This is a genomic window from Bradyrhizobium sp. AC87j1, assembly GCF_002936975.1.
GTDB classification, from domain to species: domain Bacteria; phylum Pseudomonadota; class Alphaproteobacteria; order Rhizobiales; family Xanthobacteraceae; genus Bradyrhizobium; species Bradyrhizobium shewense.
Genome location: NZ_PTFE01000007.1, coordinates 53,200 through 77,357, shown reverse-complemented (window position 1 = coordinate 77,357; position 24,158 = coordinate 53,200). Strand labels below are relative to the sequence as shown.

25 protein-coding genes are annotated in these 24,158 nt (G+C 65.3%); 14 read left to right on the top strand and 11 right to left on the bottom strand.

Annotation, left to right across the window (positions count from 1 at the left end; translation table 11 throughout):
* Window positions 1-100: 100 nt before the first annotated feature.
* A complete protein-coding gene (locus tag CV770_RS06730; protein WP_018641117.1) occupies window positions 101-190 on the bottom strand; it encodes a K(+)-transporting ATPase subunit F in 90 nt (29 codons plus the stop codon).
* Window positions 191-822: 632 nt separating this feature from the next.
* On the opposite strand from CV770_RS06730, the gene CV770_RS06725 reads away from it, so the two are divergent.
* The 5 genes from CV770_RS06725 to CV770_RS43855 all read left to right on the top strand — a co-directional run bounded on the left by CV770_RS06725 (window position 823) and on the right by CV770_RS43855 (window position 3,369).
* Window positions 823-1,290, top strand: a complete 468-nt coding sequence (locus CV770_RS06725; RefSeq protein WP_201759725.1) for a hypothetical protein — start codon at window positions 823-825, stop codon at window positions 1,288-1,290.
* Window positions 1,291-1,482: 192 nt separating this feature from the next.
* The gene (locus tag CV770_RS06720; protein ID WP_165637525.1) at window positions 1,483-1,737 is read left to right on the top strand and encodes a hypothetical protein; all 255 of its coding nucleotides are present in this window, start codon (window positions 1,483-1,485) and stop codon (window positions 1,735-1,737) included.
* Between the two features lie 25 nt (window positions 1,738-1,762).
* Window positions 1,763-2,677, top strand: coding sequence for a 4-hydroxy-tetrahydrodipicolinate synthase (dapA, locus tag CV770_RS06715; RefSeq protein ID WP_104461744.1), 915 nt, complete (start codon window positions 1,763-1,765; stop codon window positions 2,675-2,677).
* A 117-nt stretch (window positions 2,678-2,794) separates the two neighbouring features.
* Entirely contained in the window at window positions 2,795-2,986 is a 192-nt protein-coding gene (locus CV770_RS06710) for a hypothetical protein (RefSeq protein ID WP_104461743.1), read from the top strand.
* 254 nt (window positions 2,987-3,240) lie between these two features.
* Window positions 3,241-3,369: a hypothetical protein gene (locus CV770_RS43855; protein WP_283808000.1), complete on the top strand. Its 129-nt coding sequence runs from the start codon at window positions 3,241-3,243 to the stop codon at window positions 3,367-3,369.
* Here CV770_RS43855 and CV770_RS06705 read toward each other — a convergent pair.
* Window positions 3,366-3,947: a TetR/AcrR family transcriptional regulator gene (locus CV770_RS06705; RefSeq protein ID WP_104461742.1), complete on the bottom strand. Its 582-nt coding sequence runs from the start codon at window positions 3,945-3,947 to the stop codon at window positions 3,366-3,368. The genes CV770_RS43855 and CV770_RS06705 overlap by 4 nt on opposite strands.
* A gap of 85 nt (window positions 3,948-4,032) precedes the next feature.
* On the opposite strand from CV770_RS06705, the gene CV770_RS06700 reads away from it, so the two are divergent.
* The 3 genes from CV770_RS06700 (at window position 4,033) to CV770_RS06690 (ending at window position 7,083) form a co-directional block, all read left to right on the top strand.
* On the top strand, window positions 4,033-4,773 hold the full coding sequence (locus tag CV770_RS06700) for a crotonase/enoyl-CoA hydratase family protein (protein ID WP_104461741.1): 741 nt from the start codon (window positions 4,033-4,035) through the stop codon (window positions 4,771-4,773).
* 69 nt (window positions 4,774-4,842) lie between these two features.
* Window positions 4,843-5,478: a uracil phosphoribosyltransferase gene (gene upp / locus CV770_RS06695; protein ID WP_104461740.1), complete on the top strand. Its 636-nt coding sequence runs from the start codon at window positions 4,843-4,845 to the stop codon at window positions 5,476-5,478.
* A gap of 33 nt (window positions 5,479-5,511) precedes the next feature.
* Complete coding sequence (locus tag CV770_RS06690) at window positions 5,512-7,083, top strand: AMP-binding protein (RefSeq protein WP_104461739.1); 1,572 nt, start codon at window positions 5,512-5,514, stop codon at window positions 7,081-7,083.
* 32 nt (window positions 7,084-7,115) lie between these two features.
* Here the strand turns inward: CV770_RS06690 and CV770_RS06685 are convergent, their stop codons facing one another.
* Window positions 7,116-8,282: an acyl-CoA dehydrogenase family protein gene (locus CV770_RS06685; RefSeq protein ID WP_104461785.1), complete on the bottom strand. Its 1,167-nt coding sequence runs from the start codon at window positions 8,280-8,282 to the stop codon at window positions 7,116-7,118.
* Between the two features lie 178 nt (window positions 8,283-8,460).
* Between CV770_RS06685 and CV770_RS06680 the strand changes: the two genes are divergently transcribed.
* A complete protein-coding gene (locus tag CV770_RS06680; protein ID WP_349627966.1) occupies window positions 8,461-8,964 on the top strand; it encodes a MaoC family dehydratase in 504 nt (167 codons plus the stop codon).
* Window positions 8,964-9,815, top strand: a complete 852-nt coding sequence (locus CV770_RS06675; RefSeq protein WP_201759724.1) for an HpcH/HpaI aldolase/citrate lyase family protein — start codon at window positions 8,964-8,966, stop codon at window positions 9,813-9,815. Before CV770_RS06680 ends, CV770_RS06675 begins: the two co-directional genes overlap by 1 nt.
* A gap of 45 nt (window positions 9,816-9,860) precedes the next feature.
* On the opposite strand, the gene CV770_RS06670 is transcribed toward CV770_RS06675, so the two are convergent.
* From CV770_RS06670 to CV770_RS06660, 3 genes are all read right to left on the bottom strand, one after another.
* Complete coding sequence (locus tag CV770_RS06670) at window positions 9,861-10,244, bottom strand: hypothetical protein (protein WP_049814890.1); 384 nt, start codon at window positions 10,242-10,244, stop codon at window positions 9,861-9,863.
* 365 nt (window positions 10,245-10,609) lie between these two features.
* On the bottom strand, window positions 10,610-11,401 hold the full coding sequence (locus CV770_RS06665) for a fumarylacetoacetate hydrolase family protein (protein WP_104461737.1): 792 nt from the start codon (window positions 11,399-11,401) through the stop codon (window positions 10,610-10,612).
* Window positions 11,402-11,510: 109 nt separating this feature from the next.
* Window positions 11,511-12,812, bottom strand: coding sequence for an MFS transporter (locus CV770_RS06660; RefSeq protein ID WP_104461736.1), 1,302 nt, complete (start codon window positions 12,810-12,812; stop codon window positions 11,511-11,513).
* Window positions 12,813-13,198: 386 nt separating this feature from the next.
* Between CV770_RS06660 and CV770_RS06655 the strand changes: the two genes are divergently transcribed.
* The 3 genes from CV770_RS06655 to CV770_RS06645 are packed head-to-tail and all read left to right on the top strand — an operon-like array spanning window position 13,199 to window position 16,966.
* The gene (locus CV770_RS06655; RefSeq protein WP_104461735.1) at window positions 13,199-14,413 is read left to right on the top strand and encodes an ABC transporter substrate-binding protein; all 1,215 of its coding nucleotides are present in this window, start codon (window positions 13,199-13,201) and stop codon (window positions 14,411-14,413) included.
* A gap of 7 nt (window positions 14,414-14,420) precedes the next feature.
* On the top strand, window positions 14,421-16,154 hold the full coding sequence (locus CV770_RS06650; protein WP_104461734.1) for an FAD-dependent oxidoreductase: 1,734 nt from the start codon (window positions 14,421-14,423) through the stop codon (window positions 16,152-16,154).
* 17 nt (window positions 16,155-16,171) lie between these two features.
* Window positions 16,172-16,966, top strand: a complete 795-nt coding sequence (locus tag CV770_RS06645) for an IclR family transcriptional regulator (protein ID WP_091960968.1) — start codon at window positions 16,172-16,174, stop codon at window positions 16,964-16,966.
* 4 nt (window positions 16,967-16,970) lie between these two features.
* On the opposite strand, the gene CV770_RS06640 is transcribed toward CV770_RS06645, so the two are convergent.
* The 5 genes from CV770_RS06640 to CV770_RS06620 form a co-directional block, all read right to left on the bottom strand.
* A complete protein-coding gene (locus CV770_RS06640) occupies window positions 16,971-17,750 on the bottom strand; it encodes an SDR family NAD(P)-dependent oxidoreductase (RefSeq protein WP_104461733.1) in 780 nt (259 codons plus the stop codon).
* 24 nt (window positions 17,751-17,774) lie between these two features.
* A complete protein-coding gene (locus CV770_RS06635) occupies window positions 17,775-18,479 on the bottom strand; it encodes a GntR family transcriptional regulator (RefSeq protein ID WP_245453687.1) in 705 nt (234 codons plus the stop codon).
* A gap of 110 nt (window positions 18,480-18,589) precedes the next feature.
* On the bottom strand, window positions 18,590-19,333 hold the full coding sequence (locus tag CV770_RS06630; protein ID WP_104461731.1) for an aspartate/glutamate racemase family protein: 744 nt from the start codon (window positions 19,331-19,333) through the stop codon (window positions 18,590-18,592).
* Between the two features lie 9 nt (window positions 19,334-19,342).
* Window positions 19,343-20,608 carry an NAD(P)/FAD-dependent oxidoreductase gene (locus tag CV770_RS06625; RefSeq protein ID WP_104461730.1) on the bottom strand — a complete coding sequence of 422 codons (1,266 nt, stop codon included), beginning with the start codon at window positions 20,606-20,608 and terminating at the stop codon, window positions 19,343-19,345.
* Window positions 20,609-20,611: 3 nt separating this feature from the next.
* Window positions 20,612-22,273 (bottom strand): thiamine pyrophosphate-binding protein, encoded by a 1,662-nt coding sequence (locus CV770_RS06620; RefSeq protein WP_104461729.1) that lies wholly within the window; start codon window positions 22,271-22,273, stop codon window positions 20,612-20,614.
* 1,187 nt (window positions 22,274-23,460) lie between these two features.
* Here CV770_RS06620 and CV770_RS06610 point away from each other — a divergent pair.
* Window positions 23,461-24,150, top strand: a complete 690-nt coding sequence (locus tag CV770_RS06610; RefSeq protein ID WP_104461728.1) for an aspartate/glutamate racemase family protein — start codon at window positions 23,461-23,463, stop codon at window positions 24,148-24,150.
* Window positions 24,151-24,158: the final 8 nt, after the last annotated feature.

The window sequence follows — 24,158 nt, the reverse complement described above, 5'->3', positions numbered from 1 at the left end:
TCAGGCTTGGTGTCCGGCGCAACAGCAGCAGGAGCACCGTCAGCAGGCAGGCGACGAGCACGGCGTCCGCCAGCAGCAATTCGACGAGCAGCAGCACGGGTCAGAACCGCTCGGGCCGCAGCAGTGCATAGGTGAGGTAGACCAGCAGACCGAACGAGACGGCACCGGCGAGCGCATAATCGAAGATCATGGTTTGCTCCGTCATAGCCGTTCGCAGGCGTAGGTGTAGCCGATCGCGAGGGCGAAGAAGCCGAAGCCCAGCGCCAGCATCAGAATGTCCATCATGGCGATACTCCTCATTGCGCCATCAAATCCGGCGCAACTTTCTCTCGGTGACCCGGCGGCTCGCGAAGGAAATGGAACGCATTTCCACGGGCGACAGCCCGGACTTTTGACCGTGCTGAAGTGCCACCCCGCTCATAGGTTTTCGAGATGAGGGCTATGGCAAAGATATAGGAATCTCATAAAGGCGGGGGCGATGCTCCATTGGGCGATGGTCGCGCACCCCGGCTGTCGTCCCCGCGAAGCGCAGATCCGGGACCTCAGCGCGAGCGCTTGCGCTCGTCGCGATAACCACAGGGAGTAGTTTGACGAAGGTTCGTGGTGACGAGCTTCGTACGACAACATCTCCCTGGGGCTATGGGTCCCCGCTTTCGCGAGGACGACAGTCGTGAATTGGGCGACAAGACTGCGCCTCTCACCCGCCCCCCACTTATGAAATCCCTATATCTCTCGCCCGATCCCCATCTCGTTTTCAAATGCACTCGCCGCCATCCTGGCAATGCCGGCCGACTGACCGACGCCAATTCCAGGAGGCCTGACATGACCGCCGCTCTCCGACGCCTCGACCCACCTTCCCTCGGCCAGCAGCTTCGTGCAGCACCGGCGATGACCCGGCCGCTGATGCTCGACATCATCGCGCACGCCGGCAGGCGCGTCCCCTCGCTCGGCCAAGGCGAACGCGCCGCACGCATCATGCGCCTGATCGACGTTGAAGCCTGGGCCGATGCGGCGCTGGCGCTGATCGAGCTCGAGCTGCCGATGTGGCAGGTCCGCCGCATCGCCTATGACGAGGGCGAGTGGCATTGTGCACTGTCGCGCGAGCGAGAGCTGCCGGACTGGCTGGATGCCGCGGTCGAGGCGCGCCATTCCGACCTCGCGCTGGCTCTGCTGTCGGCCTTCATCGAGGTCCGGACATTGGCCGCGGACGTGCCGCGGCCGAGCGTTCCTTCCGTTCGTCCTGTGCTGGATCCGCTTTACGAGCCCCTCGCCTGCGACAATTTCGGCTAGGGCAACCTCGCACTGTTCGCGCAGGTCCACCTCGTCAACGATGTAGCCTGAGCGACCGCCGTTCCCGGCTTTATGACCTTCCTATGAGATCGCCGCGGCTCCACCCTCGAAATCATATTCGTCACTAAGGATATTGAGCGCGCAGGCAGGGACACGCGTCCCGAGCCGGCATCGTTCAGAAGGAATAGATCCGTGAAACTCGTCGAACCTCCCTCGTGCAGCTCGCTTTCGACCATCGTCTTCATCGGCAGGAATCGCCGCGGACAATGGGTCGCTCAGGAACAACACGGCCTCTATGGCGGCCTGTTCGTCAGCCGTGCGCAGGCGATCAAATATGCGCTGTTCGAGAACGGACGGCATCCCGAGACCATTGTCGAGCTGCCGCGCGAGATCGAGCTCGACATGGCCAGGAGCCCCACTCCAGACATCTCGCACCGCGCCGCCTGAGCCGGCGACCTTACGGCGAAGCACCATGTTTATCCCTCCCGCTGCCTGGTTCACAGGCTTCATTCCGGACCTGCCGACGCCGTTCGATGCGGCGGACGCGGTCGATCTCGAGGCGTTCGCCGCGCTGTGTGAACGGCAGGTCGCGGCCGGCGCTCCAGCCATCGTGGTCTGCGAGACGGCCGGCGAGGCACCGACGCTCTCGCCGGCCGAGCAGGAGCTCGTCATTCGCACCGCGGTCGACGTCGCTCGCGGCCGCGTGCGGATCATCGCGGGCGCGATCTCCAATGCGACCAGCCACGCCATCGAACTCGCGCGGCGCGCGGAAGCTGCCGGCGCTGATGCCGTCATGTCGGTCGTGCCCGCCTACAACAAGCCGATGCGGGAGGGCACGCTCGCGCACTTTCGCGCGGTCGCCGGCGCGATCGGATTGCCGGTGATCCTGCACGACGTGCCCTCCCGCACGCTGCGGCCACTGGCCGACGAGACGCTCCTGCGCCTGGTCGAGTCCCGCCAATTCGTGGGCCTGCGTGACGGCAGCGACATCACTCGCCCGATGCGCCTCGCCCGGCATCTGCCGGCTGGCTTTCGCTTTCTATCCGGCGACGACGTTACCGCCTTCGCCTACATCGCGGACGGCGGCGATGGCGCGATCTCCGAGGTCGCCAACATCGCGCCGGATCTCTGCCGCACGATCTTCTCGCAGGTCAGGCAAGGCCGGCTGCAATCCGCACGCTATCTGCACAGGCGCCTGATCCCGCTCGTCACCTGCCTCTCCAGGGAGAGCCCGGCGGCCCTCAAGGGCGCCCTCGGCATGCTCGGCTTGATGCGGCCGGACACGCGGCTGCCGATCGTGCCGCTCAACCCCGCCGGCCAGGCGGAGATCGCCAGGGCCTTCGCCGCCATCGCAGACGAGGAACTGATCGATGGCGTCGGCGCCTGACTATGACATTCCCATACGGAGGCGCCGGGGCTCATCTCGCAATCCTATGCCGCGATCATCATCCTACGGGATGGATTGGGGCGGCACTCGCCGCGCCACAGAGAAGGACTTCCGACAATGTCGATGCTGACCCACGGCCTTGAACGGCCTCTCGCCTGGGCGGAGCGCCCGCTACAGATATCGGCAACGCGCAAGGCCCAGCTCAAACGCCTCGCATTCGGCGCTCTGACCCTGCTCTCGATGGGCAGCGTGCTCACCGCGCTCATTGCGCTGCGGACCGCAATCTATGTCTGGCATCTCCACGCCTGAACCCGCAGCGGCAGACATCATGACCCTGCAGATGTGTGAGGAGGCCGCCATGGCTGCCATCGCTCTTCAAGCCAGAACCAGGGCAATCCGCTGGTCGCACTGGCAGCACGATGGCTGGAGGGCGTGACGCGACATCTGGCCCACCTTGCGAGGTAACGACATGATCGAACTCAAGATCGTCATCCTGGTCGCATTGATGGGCGCATTGCTGCTGGGCATGCGGGTCACCGCGCGCCCGGCCTCGGACGGCTAGCATGCAGCCGTTCAAGGGAAATCTCGAGCAGGCGGTCACAATGACCATCCTGACCATGACGCTGAGCCTGATCTGGGGCGCGATCCTGACGCTCGTGATCACGCTTGTCGCGCGCGGGCTCGGCGTCTAGCTCCTCGCTTCCCGCTCGATCAGCCGCGCCAATTCCGCCGCGGTGACCTCGATCGGCCGGCCGCTGCGCTCGACGCGGGCATGGATCAGCGCACCCTGGAGCGACGACGTGCAGAGCACGGCAAGTGTTTCCGCACGAGATCTGACGAAGCCGTCAGCGACAAGCTTGTCACGCAGGATGGACAGTCGCGCCGCATAGGCCTTGCGACCGGCATCGGACACGGCACGCTCGCGCGGCGCAAGCTCGAGCAGCACGGTCGTGATCGGGCAGCCGTTGCGAAAGCCGGAGCCCTGCATCCACCCCGCCAGTAGTCTTGCGTGCGCTCGCAAGAGGTCGGCGGTCGAGCTGCACTCTTCCGCGAGCTTGGCGACCGTCGCCGCGACGCGGCGGCCCGCCTCCTCCACCGCCGCCACCGCGATGGAGGATTTTCCATCCGGAAAGTAATGGTAGAGCGAGCCTTTTGGTGCACCGCTGACGTCGACGATGTCGTTCAGGCCGGTCCGGGCAAAGCCCTGGCGGCGGAACAGCGTCACCGCGGCATTGATGATGGGCTGGCGGTGTTTTGGCACGGCCGGCATGGCGCTCTCCCCCTCGCACGAAATTATATTGATTGGTCTACATCAGCCTCCGACAGTCAAGCCTGGATCATAACAGGAGAGGCAAATGCCAATGGGAGTGACCTTCGAGGTAAACGACGGCGTCGCGCGGATCGGGCTCGACGACGGCAAGGTCAATGTGATGTCGACCACCATGCTGGGCGAGATCGGCGCCGCCTTCGACCGGGCCGAGACGGAAGCCGAGATCGTGGTGCTGCGCTCGGCGCGGCCCGGCATCTTCTCCGCCGGCTTCGATCTCAAGGTGTTCGCCGCCGGCGATGCCGCCAAGAGCCTCGAGATGGTCCGCGCCGGCGCCGAGCTCGCGCTGCGGCTGATGTCGTTTCCGCATCCGACAATCGGCGTGATGGAAGGTCATGCCTTTCCGATGGGAACGTTTCTGCTGCTCGCCTGCGACGTCAGGCTGGGCGCGCGCGGGCCGCACCGCATGGGGCTGAACGAGGTCGCGATCGGCATCGCGCCGCCGAGCTTTGCCATCGAGCTCGCGCGCAGCCGCCTGCATCCGGCCTGGCTCAGCCGCACCGTCACGCTCGGCGAAATGTACGAGCCCGAGGAGGCGCTGACCGCCGGCTTTCTCGATCGCGTGGTCGCGCCGGAGAGGGTCGACATCACGCTCGAGGAGGTCATCGTGGCATTGCGCGCGATCCACAAGCCGTCGCATGCAACCGCAAAGAAGCGCCTGCGCCAACCGGCCACGGACGCGATGCGTATGGCGATCGACCGTGAACTGACCATGGCTGCCTATGAGACGAGCAGCCGGGCGCGCAGCGCGGTGGCGATGCCCGGTTGACGCCGCCTGTCCGGCGGAAAAGACCCGGCCGATCTGGCGCAATTCTAGGGAACCGTGTAGAGCGGTTGCATGAGCACTGGCAATGTCAACGTCGTCGCCCACCCCCTGGTCCAGCACAAGCTCTCGCTGATGCGGGAGAAGGACCGCTCGACCAAGAGCTTTCGCGAGATCCTGAACGAGATCGGGATGCTGCTTGGCTATGAGGTGACCCGGGATTTGCCGCTGGAGCTGGTCGAGATCGAGACGCCGATCGCGCCGATGCAGGCGCCCAAGATCGCCGGCAAGAAGCTCACGCTGGCGCCGATCCTGCGCGCCGGCGTCGGCTTCCTCGACGGCATGCTGGCGCTGATGCCCTCGGCGCGCATCGCCCATATCGGGCTCTACCGCGACCCCGAGACGTTGCAAGCCGTGGAATATTACTTCAAGGCGCCGCAGGACCTGTCGGATCGCACCGTGATCCTGATGGATCCGATGCTGGCGACCGGCAACTCGGCCTGCGCCGGCGCCTCCCTGCTCAAGGCTCGCGGCGCCCGCGACATCCGCTTCGTGTGCCTTCTGGCCGCGCCCGAGGGCATCGCGCAATTCCAGAGCGAGCATCCGGACGTGCCGATCTGGACCGCCGCGATCGACGAGCGGCTCAACGACCACGGCTACATCGTGCCGGGCCTGGGCGATGCCGGCGACCGGATGTTCGGCACCAAGTAGACAGGTTGGCGCGATCGGGTTACTCCCCTTGCCATGAGTGCCAACGCGTTTTCGCTGCAATCGCTGATCCGGACCGAGGCCGCCGCCGATCCCGCCTTCGTATGCGACGGCACGTGGGTCTCGCGAGCTGAGTTCTCCGAAAGGATCGAGCAAACCGCGGCCTGGCTTGCGGCGCAAGGCATCGGCAAGGGCGACGTGATCGCGATCTGGCTGGTCAACCGGATCGAATGGGTCACGCTGCTGTTCGCCGCCGCCCGCCTTGGCGCGATCGTCGCGGCCGTCAATACCCGCTATCGCAGCGCGGAAGTCGCGCATCTGCTTCGTTTGTCCGGCGCCAGGCTGATGGTGGTCGAGGCCGCATTCCGCTCGGTGGATTTTGCCGCGATCCTCGCGGATGTCGCCAAGGACGAAACTCCCGCGCTGCAACGGCTCGCGGTGATCGGCGCGGATGCGATCCCTGCGCACTGGCCCTGCGTGCGCTTCGATGCCTTCGACACGCCCTATCCGCCGGCGCCAGCTCAAGATGACGTCGATCTTCCGGTACTGCTCTACACGACATCGGGCACTACCAAGGGGCCGAAGCTGGTTGCGCATTCGCAGCGCACGCTGGCCACGCACGCCACCTCCGTTGCCCACGCGCTTCAGCTTGATCCGCAGCGTCACGCGCTGCTGGCCATGCTTCCGTTCTGCGGCACGTTCGGCATGACGAGCCTGCTCGGCTTTGTCGCAGCCGGTGCAACCATTCACGTGCTCGACGCCTTCGAGGCGGCGCCGGCGCTGAAGATCCTCGGCGAGCACAAAGTCACCCACTCGTTCGGCTCGGACGAGATGTTCCGGCGTATCCTCGCCCTCAACGATGCGCCACACCCATTCCCGCATCTCGAAGTCTGCGGCTTTGCCGCATTCCAGCCTGGCTGGCGCGAGCTTGCTGCGGAGGCCGAGGCGCGCGGCCTGCCGCTGTTCGGCCTCTATGGGTCGAGCGAGGTTCAGGCCCTATTCTCGATCACCCGCACCAGCGACACCTTTTCCGACCGAATTGAGGGCGGCGGCTGGCCGATGTCACCCGAGGCAAGCGTGCGCGTGCGCGACACCGAGACCGGCGAACTTGCGGCCGAAGGCGTTTCCGGCGAGATCGAGATCAGCGCGCCGTCACGCTTCCTCGGCTATTTCAACAACCTGGATGCGACGCGCGATGCGATCACCGCGGACGGGTTCTTCCGCACCGGCGACATCGGCCGGTTGCGCGGCGACGGTTCCTTCGTCTACGAGACCCGCGCGGGCGACGCCATGCGGCTCGGCGGCTTCCTCGTCGCACCCGGCGAGATCGAGGACGAGCTCAAATCCTGTGCCGGCGTGGCCGACGCCCAGGTGGTTGCAGTCGATCTCAAGGGTCAGGCGCGCTGCGTCGCCTTCGTGATCCCGGCGAAGGAGCCGCCAATGCAGGAGATGCTGGTCGCGCGCCTGCGCGAGCGGCTCGCCGGCTACAAGATCCCGGCCCGGATCTATGTCGTGGAGGCCTTCCCCGTCACCGACAGCGCCAACGGCGTCAAGATCCAGCGCGCCAGGCTTCGCGCCATGGCGATGGAGCGGATCGCCGCCGAATAGGCGGGCCGATTTGGTTTGCGCACAAGGCTCGTTCAGTACGACTTCGCGAGCCCCAGAACCTTCTCCGCGATGAAGCTGAGCGCGAGTTGCGGGCTGACCGGCGCGATGCGCGGGATCAGCACTTCTCGCAAGTAGCGCTCGACATGGAATTCCTTGGCGTAGCCGAAGCCGCCATGAGTCATCACGGCCTGCTCGCAGGCCGTGAAGCCCGCTTCGCCCGCAAGGTATTTTGCGGCATTGGCCGCAGCGCCGCACGGCATGCCCTTGTCGTACTGCCACGCCGCCGACATCACCATCAGCCAGGCCGCCTCGAGCTCGACCCAATTCACCGCGAGCGGATGCTGGATGCCCTGGTTCTTGCCGATCGGACGGTTGAACACCACGCGCGTCTTGGCATATTCCGTGGCCCGCGCCAGCGCCAGCTTGCCGAGGCCGACCGCCTCCGCCGCGATCAGGATGCGCTCGGGGTTCATGCCTTCGAGGATGTACTGAAAACCCTTGCCCTCTTCGCCGATGCGATCCTCCATCGGGATCTCGAAATCTTCGAAGAACAGCTCGTTGGAATCGACGATCTTACGGCCCATCTTCTCGATCTCGTGGACCTTGATCTTGTTGCGGTCGAAATCGGTGTAGAACAGGCTGAGGCCATGGGTCGGCGAACGCACCTCCTCCAGCGGCGTGGTGCGGGCCAGCAGCAGGATCTTGTGCGCGACCTGCGCGGTCGAGATCCACACCTTCTGGCCGTTGACGATGTAACGGTCGTTCTTGGCGACCGCGCGGGTCTTGAGCTGCGTGGTGTTGAGGCCGGTGTTGGGCTCGGTGACGGCGAAGCAGGCCTTCTCACGGCCCTCCACCATCGGCGGCAACATGCGCCTCCGCTGCTCCTCGGTGCCGAACACGACGACGGGATTGAGTCCGAACACGTTGATGTGCACGGCGGATGCGCCGGACATGCCGGCACCGGATTCGGCGATGGTGCGCATCATGATCGCAGCTTCGGTGATGCCGAGCCCCGAGCCGCCATATTCCTCCGGCACGCAGATGCCGAGCCAGCCGGCGTCGGCAAGTGCTTTATGAAAATCGTGCGGGAAGCCGCCGTCATGGTCCTTCTTCAGCCAGTAGGCATCCGGAAAGCCTTCGCAGATCTTGGCGATGGCATCGCGAATGGCTTCCTGCTGATCGGTGAGCGCGAAATCCATGTTCTTGATCTCCTTTTCGGGAGCCGCGACCGCCATCTCCCGTCTCTTCGCGTTCCCCGCTCAAAGGCCGGGCCGCTTGCTTCGCGCCCTGACGTGCCCTTGCCTGGGTTCTTAGCTCGAAAAACCGCGTACAGATACGTGAATTTGTCTATCAAGTGTGTCTACCATGCATAGGGTCATGCGACGTAAAGCTATTAGCGCGCCGTTATTTCGCAGGGAGGAAACCGCGATGGCCGGACTTTATTTCGAAGACTTTTCCGTAGGCCAGGAGTTCAGGCATCCGCTAACCCGGACCGTCACGGAGATGGACAACACCATGTTCAGCCTGCTGACGCTCAATCCGCAGCCGCTGCACATCGATGCGCATTTCGCCGAAAAGACCGAGTTCGGCCAGCGCATTTTCAACAGCCTTTACACCCTCGGCATCATGATCGGCATGACGGTCTATGATACGACCATGGGGACCACCGTTGCCAATCTTGGCATGACCGACGTCACCTTTCCAAAACCGGTCTTCCATGGCGACACGTTACGGGCCACGACAAAGGTGCTCTCGGTGCGGGAATCCAAATCGCGGCCCAAAGCCGGCATCGTCGAGTTCGAGCACCATGCCTTGAACCAGAACGACGAGATCGTCGGCAAATGCCGCCGCATGGCGATGATGCACAAGAGGCCGGTCTGATGCGTTCGATGCTGTTCGTGCCGGGCGATTCCCCGCGCAAATTCGAGAAGGCGAGCGAAGGCAAGGCCGACGCGCTGATCATCGACCTCGAGGATTCCGTCGTCACCGAGAAGAAGGCGGAGGCGCGCGGGTTGACGCTGACGATGCTCAAGGGCCAACGCGGCTCGCACCAGCTCTATGTCCGCGTCAACGCGCTCGACACCGGCATGACGCTCGCCGATCTCGCCGCGGTGATGCCGGGCAGGCCCGACGGCATCGTGCTGCCGAAATCGCAGGGCGGTGATGACGTAAGGCAGGTCGCAACCTGGCTCGAAGCCTTGGAAGCCGCGGCCGGCATCGCGATCGGCACCACCCGCATCGTCTGCGTGGCGACCGAAACCGCGGGCTCGATCTTCGGGCTCGGCAGCTACAAGGGCTGCTCCTCTCGCCTCGCCGGCCTGATGTGGGGCGCTGAAGATCTCTCGGCTTCGCTCGGCGCCACCGAGAAGGCCTCCGGCGGCGTGTTCCACAGCCCCTATCGTCTCGCGCGCGATCTCTGCCTGATGGCGGCGGCTGCGGCCGAGGTGGCGCCAATCGATACGGTCTATACCGACATCGACAACCTCGCCGGTCTCGAGCAGGAAACACGCGCGGCGCGCCGCGACGGGTTTTCCGCCAAGGCGCTGATCCATCCCAAGCACGTCGATGTCGTCAACGCGGCGTTCGAACCGACCGAGGCCGAACGCACCTGGGCGGAAAAAGTGATCGCGGCATTCGCCAGCAATCCCAATTCCGGCACGCTGCGGCTCGACGGCCAGATGATCGACAAGCCGCATCTTCGCGCCGCGAAGAAGATCCTCGGCCAGCCCTAGGCAGCCGGGGGCTGCGGCCGAAAGCGTCGGCTTGAAGCTGCGGCCTTAGTCGAACCCCTGAACCGGCGGCGCCGAGGCTTGCGCCGGAGCGGCGGGAGCGGCCTGAACCGGCGGAGCCGGATTGCCGGCAGCTCGCATCTGACCGTTGGCTGCCATCGCCTCGCGGGTGCGCGTCGGGCTTCTGGTCGCGGCCGCGCGGCGCGGCGGCGGCCGATGTCCTGCCGAGTGAGAACCTCTCATACCCCAGGACCGAGCGATTGACGGTCCAGCAGTGTAGCCGATCAAGGCTCCGGCAACCGCACCGACTGGGCCCAGCACGACCGCGCCGGAGACGGCGCCGAGCGCCGCATCGCCCGCGCGCTCCTGCGCAACCGCGCTCACGGGCACACACGCCAGCATTGCGACAGCAGTAATTAGAGCCTTGGTCATCGGAGCGCCTCCCTCGCGGGAAATCACTCGTTCTCAAATATGGCCACAGGAGGTTCGCTTGCCGGCCAACTAATGGCAATCGACTGGTGGAACCCGGCAGCGGATTGACGATGGTTTCCCTCTCCTCGCGAGCGGGAGGGTCGTCGCATTTGACTTCGGCAACACCTCGCCGCGCGCCTCGTCCTTCGAGACGACCGCTTCGCAGTCTCCTCACGATGAGGCTAAGCAGCATCGTACCCGTTGAACTGCCGCTACGCATCCGTCCTCATCCTGAGGAGCCCGCCTAAAGCGGGCGTCTCGAAGGGTGGCCGCAGGAACTGCTCTCAAACGCGTTCGCCCCGCCGCGCGGGACGAAGCGAGAGCAACTACACGATCTTGATCGACATATCCGGCAAGCCCTCGAGCTTGCACAGCAGCACGTCGCCCTTCACGACGGGACCGACATTCTCCGGCGTGCCGGAATAGATGATATCGCCGGCTTTCAATTCGAAGGCTTCCGACAGCTTTGCGATCTGCTCGGCCACGTTCCAGATCATCTTGCTGAGATCCGAGTTCTGCTTCACCGTGCCGTTGATCGCCAGCGAGATGGCGCCCTTGTCGAAATGCCCGGTCTTGCTGGCCGGATGAATCGGGCCGATCACCGCGGCGTGGTCAAAACTCTTGCCGATCTCCCAGGGCTTCTTCTCCGCGGCCATGCCGTTCTGGAGGTCGCGCCGGGTCATGTCGAGGCCGAGCGCGTAGCCATAGACGTGGTCGAGTGCCTGATCGACCGGGATATTGGTGCCGCCTGATTTCAGCGCGGCGACCAGCTCGACCTCGTGATGATAGTTCTTGGTCAGTGACGGATAGGGATGATCGGCGACCTCGCCGACCGCGACGTTCTGGATCGCGTCGGTCGGCTTCTGGAAGAAGAACGGCGGCTCGCGGTTCGGGTCCGAGCCGCGCTCGATCGCGTGCGCGGCGTAGTTGCGCCCGATGCAGTAGATGCGGCGGACCTGAAACACCTGGCTCTCGCCGACGATCGGGATCGTGACCATCGGCACCGGAAAGATCGGCTTCGGTCCGGCCTGCGCTGCGGCCGGCGCCGCTTCGGCGATGCCCGCCGCGGTCATCGCGGCTGCGGCAGTGAGCACGTCACGTCGAGACGTCTTCGTCATGGTTCTGTTCCCTGGCTTGGGGGAAGTTTCCTCAAGGGCGTTCTTAGAACCAAACGACCGGCAGGCCAATGGCCCGTCCGCTACACCTTGAGTCGCGAGATGATCGACATCATGATTTCAGCGAACTCCGCGCCGTCTCCGGCGCCATCAGCGTCGCGACGATCGTGATGATCGAGAGTGCGATGATGTAGACGGACACGGCCCAGTACGAGCCGGCCCACGCCAGCAGCGCGGTCGCAATCAGCGGCGAGAAGCCGCCGCTCAGCGCCGCTGCGACATTGGCCCCGAGCGAGGCTCCGCTGTAGCGGACCTGGGTGCGGAACAGCTCCGGCATGAACGCGGCCTTCGGCCCGAACAGCAGCGCATGTGTCAGCGTCATCGTGACGACGAGCGCCAGCGTGATCAGCGCCGGCTCCTTCGTATCGAGGAACCAGAACAACGGAAACGCCAACGCCACCGAGAACACGCCGCCGGCGAGATACAGCGCTTTGCGCCCGAAGATGTCGGACAGCCAGCCGGCGAGCGGCAACGTCGCGAACTCGACGAGGGCGGCATAGACCACGGCATCCAGGATCACCTGGCGCGGCAGCCCGAGCTTCGTCGTGGCATAGACCACCGTGAAGACGGTGAGGAGATAAGCAAGCCCGACCTCCGACACCGTGATGCCGATCGCCAGCAGAAAGCTGCGCCAGTCGCGGCGGAGCACTTCCAGCACCGGCTGCGCCAGCACCTCCTTGCGCTCGACCACCTCCTTGAAGTGCGGCGTCTCCGCAAGCTTGAGCCGCACGATGAAGCCGACACCGACGAGCAGGATGCTGATCAGGAACGGCACGCGCCAGCCCCAGCTCAGGAAATCGGCTTCGGGCAGCTTGGTCATCAAGCCGAAAATGCCGGTCGAAGCGGCAACACCGACGGGAAAGCCGATCTGCACCAGGCTGCCATAGAAGCCGCGGCGATTGCCGGCATGCTCGATCACCATGACGACCGCGCCGCTCCATTCGCCGCCCAGGCCGATGCCCTGGACGAAGCGCAGCACGATGAGCAGGATCGGCGCCCACACGCCGATCTGGTTGTAGGTCGGCAGGCAGCCGATCAGGAAGGTGCCGAGCCCCATCGCGATCATGGTCGCGACCAGCATGGTCTTGCGACCGAGCCGGTCGCCGTAATGCCCGATGATGGCGCCGCCGATCGGCCGCGCCACGAAACCGACCGCATAGGTCGAGAACGCCGCCAGCGTGCCGACGAAGGGATCGAAGCTCGGGAAGAACAGCTTGTTGAAGACCAGCGCCGCCGCCGTGCCGTAGATCAGGAAGTCGTACCATTCGATGGCGGTGCCGAGCGCGCTCGCCCACACCACATGCGCCGTCGTCGATTTCTCCGCCGCCGCGGAGACTTCCGTTGCTGCCGTCATGCCCTGCCCCAGAGATTCCCGAGAGCATCATGGCCAATCGTGCCGAGGGTTGCAACCTGCAGGGGTGATGGCTCTCACAGGATAACAACGCGGGATTTTGTGCGCCTGTGTCGCAACATCCTTCTTGAGATGAGCTCTTGCGACGAAGCAATCCAGGCTGCCTCCGTGGAGTCTGGATTGCTTCCGCCTTCGCCAAGGCTTCGGCGGACAAGTCGCTGCGCTCGCAATGACGGGTGCTGAAGCAGCGGTGCCCCCTGTCGTCCGACCCGCCGAGAGGAACTCATTCCAATGCCTAATTCATCATTGACAAACTAATTTGCTTATATCTAATTTATCTCAAGAACAGCCAGCCGCGCCATGCGGCCAATAAAAGAGAGGAAACGACGATGAGAGGGCTTCTGGCCTGCGCCATGCTCGCGGCCATGACTTCGGCAGCCATGACCACAGCGGCCACTGCACAAGTCTCCGACGACGCGGTGCGGATCGGCGTGCTGACGGATCTGTCGAGCTGGGGCCGCGACAACTCAGGGCCGGGCTCGGTCGAGGCCGCGAAAATGGCGGTGGAAGAATTCGGGCCGACCGTGCTCGGCAAGCCGATCGAGATCATCAGCGCCGATCACCAGATGAAGACCGACGTCGGCGTGCAGATCGTGCGCGGCTGGTTCGACAACGGCAAGGTCGACGCGGTCGTCGACATCCCCAATTCCGGCATCGCGATCGCCGTCCACAACATGGTGCGCGAGCGGGGCAAGGTCGCGCTGCTCTCGGGCCCCGGCGCAAGCTCGCTGACCGACGAGCTGTGCAGCCCGAACACCGTGCACTTCACCTACGATACCTACGCGCTGTCGAAGGTGACGGCCTCCGCCGTGATCAAGGAGGGCGGTAAGTCCTGGTACTTCATCACCGCGGACTACGCCTTCGGCCAGCAGCTCGAGAAGGACGCTACGCGCTTCGTCAACGAGATGGGCGGAAAGGTCCTGGGCGGCGTGAAGCATCCGACCAACACCGCGGACTTCTCCTCCTTCGCGCTCCAGGCGCAAAGCTCGAAATCCGACGTCGTCGCATTCGCCAATGCCGGCCAGGACACCGACAACGCGATCAAGCAGTCGGGCGAGTTCGGCCTCGTCCAGGGCGGCCAGAAGCTCGTCGGCCTCTTGATGTTCGACACCGACGTGCACGCGATCGGCCTCAAGGCCGCGCAGGGCACCTACATGACCACGGCCTCGTACTGGGCCATGGACGAGGCAACGCGCGCCTGGTCGAAGAAGTTCTACGAGCGCACCAAGGTGATGCCGACCATGATCCAGACCGGCGTCTACGGCTCGGTGCTGCACTATCTCAAGGCCATCAAGGCGGCCGGCACCGACGATTCCGCCAAGGTGATGGCCAAGATGCGCGAGCTGCCGATCGAGGATACATTCGTCCATGGCGGCAAGTTGCGCGAGGACGGCCGCGTCATCCGCGACATGTATCTCGCCAAGGTGAAGAAGCCCGAGCAGTCGAAGGAGCCGTGGGACTATCTGGACATCGTCAAGACCGTGAAGGGCGAGGACGCCTTCCGCCCGGTCTCCGAGTCCAAATGTCCGCTCCTGAAGAAGTGAGGCCAAGATGACCGGCAGCGAGCATAGCGCAATTGAGATTTACGAGTGCGATGTGCTCGTGGCCGGATCCGGCTGCTCCGGCATGTCGGCCGCGATCACCGCGCGCCATCGCGGCCTCGACGTCTTGATCGTCGAGAAGGAGCCGCGCTTCGGCGGCACCACCGCCCGCTCCGGCGGCTGGCTCTGGATTCCCGGCACCTCGCTGGCAAAGGCCTACGGCATCGCGGAGACGCCGGAGCAGGCCCGCACCTATTTGCGGCATGAGGCCGGCAACAATTACGACGCCGCGCGCGTCGATGCATTTCTCTCGGCCGGCCCCGAGGCCGTCGATTTCTTCACCACCAAGACCGCGCTCCGCTTCGACATGCCGCTGGTGTTCCCCGACTACCACGCCGAAGCTCCGGGCGGCGCGCAAGGCGGTCGCTCCATGGTAACGCGCCCGTTCGACGGCCGCGAGCTCGGCGACCTCATCAAGACGCTGGGCATGCCGCTCCCCGAGCTGACCGTGTTCGGCATGATGCTGGGAAGCGGCAAGGAGATCATCCACTTCATGCGGGTGACGAAGTCGCTGACCTCCGCGGTCTACGTCGCCAAGCGCTTGTCGCGTCACCTGATGGACGTGCTGCGCTACGGCCGCGGCATGACGTTGACCAACGGCAATGCGCTCGCCGGACGGCTGGCGAAATCCGCGCAGGATCTGAAGATTCCGATGTGGCTGTCCTCGCCGGTGCGCGAGCTGACGGTCGAGAACGGCGCGGTCACCGGCGCGATCGTTTCGCGCGAGGGACGCGAGGTGCGAATCCGCGCACGCCAGGGCGTCGTGCTCGCCTGCGGCGGCTTCCCGCATGACGTCGAGCGCCGCAGAAAGATGTTTCCGCACGCACCGACCGGCAACGAGCATTTCTCGCCGGGGCCGACCGGCAACATCGGCGATGGACTGCGTCTCGCAGAATCCGCTGGCGGCCAAGTCGAGAATCGACTGCCGAACGCGGCGGCCTGGGTGCCGGTGTCGCTGACCACGCGCAAGGACGGCTCGAAGGGCGTGATGCCCCATTTCATCGATCGCGCCAAACCCGGCGTGATCGCGGTGATGCGCGACGGCAAGCGCTTTGCCAATGAGGGCAATTCCTATCACGACTTCGTTCAGGCCATGATCAAGGCCGCCAAGCCCGGCGAGGAGATCGCCGCCTTCCTCGTCTGCGATCACAAGACGCTGCGCAAATACGGCCTCGGCTGCGTGCCGCCCTTCCCGATGCCGCTGGGTCATCACCTCGATACCGGCTATCTCATGCGCGGCGATACGCTGGAGGCGCTGGCGGCCAAGACCGGCATCGACGCGGCGGCGTTCATCGATACCGTCAAGCAGTTCAATGCCACCGCGCCGCAAGGCCATGATGCCGCCTTCGGCAAGGGCTCGAAGGCCTATAACCGCTACCAGGGCGACGCGATGCACGGCCCGAACCCTTGCGTCGCGCCGATCGAGAACGGGCCGTTCTATGCCATCAAGATGGTGGTCGGCGATCTCGGCACCTATGCCGGCATCGTCACCGACGCGAACGCGCGGGCGCTCGATGCCGAGGGCCGGGTCATTCCCGGGCTCTATGCCGCCGGCAACGACATGGCGAGCATCATGGGCGGCAATTACCCGGGGGCCGGCATTACGCTTGGGCCAGCGCTGACCTTCGGCTACATTGCCGGGCGTCATCTCGCCGACAGCGCCGCCAAGCGCGACGCGGCGTAAGCCACGCCAGGAGGCGCATGAAGAGGGAAAGCCGCGGCATCCAGTCCATCGAGGTCGGCGGAGAATTGCTCCGCGCGCTCGCAAGGTGTGGCGAGCCGATGATGCTGCGCGATCTCGCGCGCGAGGCCGGCATGTCGCCCGCCAAGGCGCACCCTTACCTCGCCAGCTTCTCCCGCATCGGGCTGATCGAGCAGGACGAGACCACCGGCCGCTACGAGATCGGCGCGCTGGCGCTGGAGCTTGGCCTGATCAGCCTGCGCCGGCTCTCCGGCGTGCGCATCGCAAGGCCGAAGATCGCCGCGCTCGCGAGCCAGATCGGACATGCGGTCTCACTGGCAGTCTGGGGCACCTACGGCCCGACCGTCGTCCAGCTCGAAGAGCCAGCCCAGCCGGTCCACATCGTGATGCGCGCGGGGTCGGTGATGGCGCTGCTGGAGACGGCCACGGGCCGCGCCTTTGCGGCGTTCCTGCCGGAGAAGACCATCAACGCCGCGCTGGAGAGCGGGCTCGATCGTCACGGCGTCGGCTACAATCCGAAGCGCACCGTGAAGGGCCCGAAGGTCGCCGAGATGCTGACTGAGGTCCGCAAGCACGGTCTCGCCCGCGCGCTCGGCGATCCCCTGCCCGGCGTCAACGCGTTCTCGGCCCCCGTGTTCGATCATTCCGGCCATGTCGCGCTGGTCATCACGGCGATGGGACCCGAAGGCACGTTCGATGCGCGCTGGGACAGCCCGATCGCGCATGCTCTGCGGGATTGTGCCGGCGGAATCTCGAAGCGGCTCGGCTATGGGATGACGGTTGCGGCGGAGTGAGGGCCTACTTGTCCTTCACCGGCACCGTGTAATTCAGGACCAGCCTTCCGCCATCCGGATAGATCGTCTGCCCCGTGATGTAGGACGCATCGTCGCTCGCCAGGAACGCGACGACCGAGGCCACCTCGCTCGGCTCGCCGCCGCGGCCTGCCGGCGTGCGGGACATCACGGTCTTGCGCGCGTCCTCCGAGGTGTAGATCGACGACGCCACCATGTCGGTCAAAATCGTGCCCGGCCCGACCGCGACGACGCGGATGTTGTGCGGGGCGAGCGCGACCGCGGCGACCGAGGTGAGCTGCTTCATGCCGCCCTTGGACATCGCGTAGGTCGCCAGCGCCGGGATCGCCAGCAGCGCGTTCACCGAGGACATGTTGATGATGACCCCGCCGCCGCCTTGCGCGATCATCTGCTTCGCCGCGGCCTGGACGCCGAAGAACGCGCCCTTCAGATTAATGCCGATGATCTCGTCGAATTCCTCCTCGGATATCTCCAAGATGTCCCGGTTGCGGGCGACGCCGGCATTGTTGACCATGATGTCGAGCCGGCCGAACTCTTTCACGGCGGTGGCGACAAGCTGGTCGACGTCGGCGCGCCTGGCGACGTTGCCGACAACGGTGCGCAAGGCCTCCGGATGTCCGAGCTCGGCAGCCGTCTTGGCGAGGCCCTCGGCATCGACATCCGAGATCACGACCTTGACGCCGTCATCCAAAAATCTCTTCGCGCAGGCCTTGCCGATGCCGCGCGCTGCGCCAGTGATGGCGGCGACCTTACCGGATAGCTTCATGGTCTCACTCCAGATAAGAGAACCTCAATTCGCCGCCGACCGCGTCGTCGCCGGCATGTAAATCTGCGCGTAGCCTTCCTTGATCGCGGCGGTGATGCGGTCGAGGCGGCGGTCGATGTGCTTTTCCAGCACGGAGACGCAAGTCCCCTCATTGCGCGCCTTGAGGCCTTCGACCACGGCGCGGTGCTCGCCTTGCGTGTTGGAGCGGTTGACGCGGTCCATGTCGATCCAGCGCACGAAGCGGATGCGGGCGTTGACGTTGCGCAGCACGCGCAGCATCTCGGCATTTTCAGACATCGCCATCAGCCGCTCGTGAAAGGTCTCGTCGAGCTCAACCTGCTCCAGCGAGGAGCGCTCGCCGGGATCGGGGCCGGTGGCTTCGAGGAACTTCAAGAGCGAGTCGATATCTTCGTCCCTGGCGCGCTTGATGGCAAGGCGGATCGAGGCGACCTCGATCGACTTGCGCAGCTCGTAGAGATCAAAGATCTCGCGCGCGTCGAGCTCGCGGCAGAAGAAACCCTTGCCCGGCGTGAAGCGCAGGAAACCCTCGGTGTTGAGACGGTTCAGCGCCTCTCGCAGCGGCGTACGGCTGACGCCGAGGCGTTTGGCCAGCTCGCCTTCGTTGAGCCGTTCGCCCGGCTTGAACGCGTAGCTCACGGCCATTGCCTTGAGCTGTTCATAGACACGATCGACGATACTGTCGGAAGCGAGTTCCACGTTGCTGTTCATAAGTTGCACTTGGGCTCGAACACAGCCGAATATAGGGGGGACGCGGGCGCGATGGCAATGCGCGGGGGCAGAGCTAGCAGAAGTTGTTCAAGCCTTTGCGACGATCGGAATCACGCAAAGACGCGCGGGCGCAGTCCGGCGTGAAACCAGGTGATCATGGAATAGATGTCGTAGACCGGCAGGCCGACCTCGGCCTGAAGCGCTGCCGCATAAGGCGGCATGTTGGTGCATTCGAGCACGATCGCGCCGACATCGGGATTTTTGGCGACGAGCTGCTTGCCGGCCTCGACCACGTCGCGCTCGGCCTGCGCGATGTCCATGTCGTCCTTCTCGGCCTTGATCAGGACGCGGAAGAATTCCTTGCCGTTCTCGGTGCCGACCAGCGGCGTGTCGAGCGGCACGCCGGCGCCTTCGAGATGGGCCGGCGTCAAGGTCGAGCCCGACACCGTGACGAGGCCGACGCGCTTGCCCGGCGGCAAGGTCGCCTGCACCCACGGCACCTGCATCAGCGACGAGGTCGCGACGGGAACGCCGACTGCGGCGGCGATCTCCTTCTGGAACAGCGAGAGAAAGCCGCAATTGGTGGTGATGGCCTCGGCGCCGAGCCGGACCAGATCCTTGGCGGCATCGATGAAGTCGGGCAGCAGGCCCGCCGCGCCCTTCAGCACCACCTTCTCCGGCGAAGCGCCGCTCACCACGCGATAGAGCACCGGAAACGGCCAGGTCGTGCCGTTGCCCATGTCGCCGGGAATGCGGGGGAAGCGCGCTTCCAGCATCAAGATGCCGAGCGGCGCGCCATAGATGGCCTTGCCGCCGCGGGCGATGCGAGAGGGTAAATTGGCTGAATGGGTCATGTTGCGACCTCAGAGGAAACGTTCAGGCGCAAACGGCGCCAGCGGAATCTCAGGCGGCTTGCCGCTGAGGAGCTGCGCCACGAGCCGGCCGGTGCGGGCCGAGCCGACCAGGCCGACATGGCCATGGCCGAAGGCATAGATGATGTCGCGCGAGGCGCGCGCATAGCCGATGCAAGGACGCCCGTCGGGCATGCTCGGCCGATGCCCGAACCAGGTTTTTATGCGCGAGGGCGGAATATCTTTCGGAAGTTTTGGAAACATGCTGATGAGGTGGTTGCGCAATATCTCGGCGCGCTTCCAGTTCGGCGCGGCCTGAAGGCCCGCGATCTCGACCGTGCCGGCGGCGCGCAGGCCCTTGTTGGTCCAGTTCACCACCATCTTGGCGTCGGATGCCATCATCGAGCTGCGCGGACCTGATTCCGGGTGCTCGATCATGACATGGTAGCCGCGCTCGGTCTCGAGCGGCAAGGGATCGCCGACCGATGCGGTGAGCTGCTTCGAGCGGGCTCCGGCCGCGACGACGGCAGCATCGCAGGCGATCTCGCCGGTCTCGGTAAGGACGGCCACGAGCTTGTCGCCGGACAGCTTTAGGCCCGTCGCCTTGGCCCGCACATGCTGGGCGCCGCTCGCGATCGCATGATTGGCAAGCGCCGCGACATAAGCACCGGGATCGCGGCAGCGCCCGGCCTCCTCCACCACCACGCCAAAGGTGTAGCGCGCATGCAGATCGGGCTCGCGCTGGCGCATCTCGTCGGCGTTGAGCTCCATCCACTCGACGCCGACCTTCTTGCGCAGGCGCCAGCCGAGATCGTTGTCGAAATTGCCGCGCGACGGAAACACATGCATCACGCCGTTGCGCTCGATCAGTTCGGGCACGCCGGCCTCCTCCGCCAGCTTCCGGTGCAGCAGCGGCGCGTCCTTCAACAGGTCGCGCAGCGCAAACGCCGTCTTCTCGACCCGCGCCTCGGTCCAGCCCGAGAGCAAATATTTGACCAGCCAGGGCAGCGCTTTCGGCAAATACGACCAGCGGATCGCGAGCGGCCCGAGCGGGTCCATTAGATAGCCCGGCACCTTCTTCCAGATGCCCGGCTCCGCCGGCGGGATCACCGAATGCGACGACAGCCAGCCGGCATTGCCATAGCTCGCCGCCTGTTCGCCGCCGGGCTCGCCCGGATCGATCAGCGTGACGCGATGGCCCTCGCGCAGCGCCTCGATGGCGCTGATGACACCGACCGCGCCGGCTCCGATGATCGCAACGTGGCGACCGGTCGTCATCGCTTACGCCTTCACCGCGGGCGCAAAGTCCTTGCCGACCGAGATCGCGCGCGGATCGATGATGCAGTGGAGGATCGACGGCTTGCCGGAGGCCAGCGCGCGCTCGAACGCCGGCGCGAACTCTTCGGTGCGCTCGACGCGCTCGCCATGGCCGCCGAACGCCTTCGCATACATCGCGAAATCTGGGTTCTTGAGCTGGGTGCCGACGACGCGGCCGGGATAGTCGCGTTCCTGGTGCATGCGGATGGTGCCATATTGCGAATTGTCGACGACGATCACGACCAACGGCGCGTCATACTGCACGGCGGTCGCGAACTCCTGACCGTTCATCAGGAAGCAGCCGTCGCCGGCGAAGGCGACCACGGTGCGATCCGGATATTGCCGCTTGGCGAGAACCGCCGCCGGCACGCCATATCCCATCGAGCCCGAGGTCGGCGCCAGCTGCGCCGCAAAGCTGTGGAAGCGGTGATGGCGGTGAATCCATCCGGCATAATTGCCGGCGCCGTTGCAGACGATCGCGTCCTTCGGCAGCCGGTCGCGCAGCCAGGTCATGACCTGGCCGTACTGGAACGTGCCCGGCAGCTCGCGGGCCTTCTCGGTCCAGGCGAGATAATCGGCGTGCGCCTTGGCGGCCTCGCCCTTCCAGGCCACCGCGCCTGATGGCTTGAGCGTCTCGACCGCGGCGGCGAACGCGGCGGGCGTCGCCTGGATCGCGAGCGTCGGCTGATAGACGCGGCCGAGCTCTTCGGAGCCCGGATGCACATGGATCAGCTTCTGCTGCGGGTTCGGAATATCGAGCAGCGTGTAAGACGAGGACGGCATCTCCGACATGCGGCCGCCGACGAGAAGTACGACATCGGCGTTATCGATGCGCGCCTTCAGGCCCGGGCTCGGCCCGATGCCGAGATCGCCGGCATAATGCGAATGGTCGGCATCGATCAGCGAGGCCCGGCGGAACGAGGTCGCGACCGGCAGGTCGAAGCGCTCGGCAAAGCGGGCAATGCTCTTGGTGGCGTCATCGGTCCAGCGCGAGCCGCCGAGGATGACGAGCGGCGCCTTGGCGCCGGCGAGCATGGCACCGAGCTTTTCGATATCGGTCGGCGCGGGCCAGCTCACGGCAGGCTCGATGCGCATGGCATCGGCTACGGCGGCGGTCTCGGTCAGCATGTTCTCGGGAAGCGAGATCACGACGGGACCGGGACGGCCCTGCATGGCGACGCGGAAGGCGCGCGCCACCAGCTCCGGAATGCGATCGGGACGATCGATCTCGACCGCCCACTTCGCCATGGTGCCGAACACCGCCTTGTAGTCCAGCTCCTGGAACGCCTCGCGCTCGCGCATGCCGGTGTCGACCTGGCCGACGAACAGGATCATCGGCGTCGAATCCTGCATCGCTATGTGGACGCCGTGGCTGGCATTGGTCGCGCCGGGGCCGCGGGTGACGAAGCAGATGCCGGGCCGGCCCGTGAGCTTGCCATAGGCCTCCGCCATCATCGCCGCGCCGCCCTCGGCGCGGCAGATCATGACGTCGATCGGGCTGTCATGCAGCGCATCGAGCGCGGCGAGATAGCTCTCGCCCGGCACGCAGGTGACGCGCTCGACGCCCTGGGCGACGAGCTGATCGATCAGGATCTGGCCCCCGGTGCGGGTGTTGCGGATGGTCATGACGGCTCCCTCAAGGCTCTGGCGATCAAGGCTTGGGCGATGCGCCTCACCGCCTCTCGATCATTTGGTTCGACGCTGGCGTAGGACAGGCAGGTAGAGCGCGCAAGATCGAAAGGCTTTTCGCCCCCTGCGCAGGCGTCATGCCCGCCTTTGCCGTTTGCACGACCGCCCATTTGTGGGCTTGATGGAAGGAGTGCGGTTGATACACCGCCGCCTGCCTGTCCCGGACGCAACGCCTGTTAGCGCGTCGAAGACGCGCGTGAACGCGCTTATGGCCCAGACACAGTGCCGTAGGGTGGGCAAAGGCGCACTGCGCCGTGCCCATCAGATTCAAATGCGGCACGAGATGCGTGGGCACGCTTGCGCTTTGCCCACCCTACGATGTCGGAGTTTGTGACATGCAGACACGCTTTCGCATTCCCGCGGCGCTTCCGCCCGAGCTTTGCGCTCCGCATCCCCCTCAACAGAAAGGGCGCAGGGAAGGCCGGGCGCCGGCTGGCACCCGCGGGTCCGTCGTGCGATGAGATGCACACGCAATGCACAACGGATCAACAGGTGAAGCCGAAACGTCCGGCCTTCCCTGCGCGATGGTCTGACGGCGTATGGCGCGCTCTCCCCGGAGACGAGTTCCTGCTTGCCTCCGTCACCCCGCGAATTGGCGGCGCGCTTCGCCCGGTCGGGCTCGGCGCACCTCCGCAAGGCTTGGCTGTAGCAACGACAGCCAGGACCACGCGATTTGGCCGTACGGATCAGCGCCGTTCGTCCGCACGCCGCCGGGACCTCACGGGGTTCTCCCGCCCTGCTCCCGCCTCTCGTGCACGACGCTGCCGCGTCCACCGCTCCCCGATCCGCGGCTCGTGACGACGTACGACCGCCCCTTGTGCCGGATCAGGATAGGCGACACATACGCCGAACCCGAATTTCGGTAAAGTGGAATATTTTTGCACTTCTGGATTGACAGCGGGCGACACAGCCACGATGGCGTAGCCCGGATGGAGCGCCAGCGTAATCCGGGACGGTGTGAGATGCCGGGCGAAGGCCCCGGATTACGCTAACGCTCCATCCGGGCTACGAGCGCTGAGATGGTTAGGCCTGACGGTGCATTAAGCCGCAATCAAGCGATGGGCTACCGGGCTTCGACGTCTTCGTTTACGATCCGGCCGAAACCAAATCGTCGAGGACACCGGATGCAAACCATCGGTCTGATCGGGGGCATGAGCTGGGAGAGCACGGCGCTCTACTACAAGCTCATCAATGAGCGGGTCCGCGACCGCATCGGCAAGCTGCACTCGGCTCCACTGTTGCTGTATTCCTACGATTTCGAAGAGATCAAGCAGATGCAATACGCGGGTCGCTGGAGCGAGGCGGCGGCCAGCCTGGCGGAGGTCGCGCGGCGTCTCGAAAGCGCCGGCGCGCGGGCGATCGTGCTGTGCACGAACACGATGCACAAGCTGGCGCCCGACATCATCTCCAGCGTGACCGTTCCATTCATCCACCTTGGCGACGCGACGGCTAAGCGGATCCGGGCGAAAGGATATCGGCGGGTCGGGCTGCTCGGCACCAAGTTCACGATGGAGGAGGACTTCTACATCGACCGGCTGCGCGCGCATGATCTCGACGTGCTGGTTCCTCCCACTGAGGCGCGCGCCGACGTGAACCGCATCATTTACGAGGAGCTGTGCCTTGGGGTTGTCGCCGATCCCTCGCGCCACCGCTACCAGGAGGTGATGGCAGCGCTGGTCGCCGCCGGTGCGGAGTGCATCATCCTCGGCTGCACCGAGATCACGATGCTGGTCGGCCCTGACGACACATCAGTGGAAACCTTCGACACGACGGCCATTCACGCCGAGACGGCGGCAGATTTCGCCATCGGGTGATGCGATGT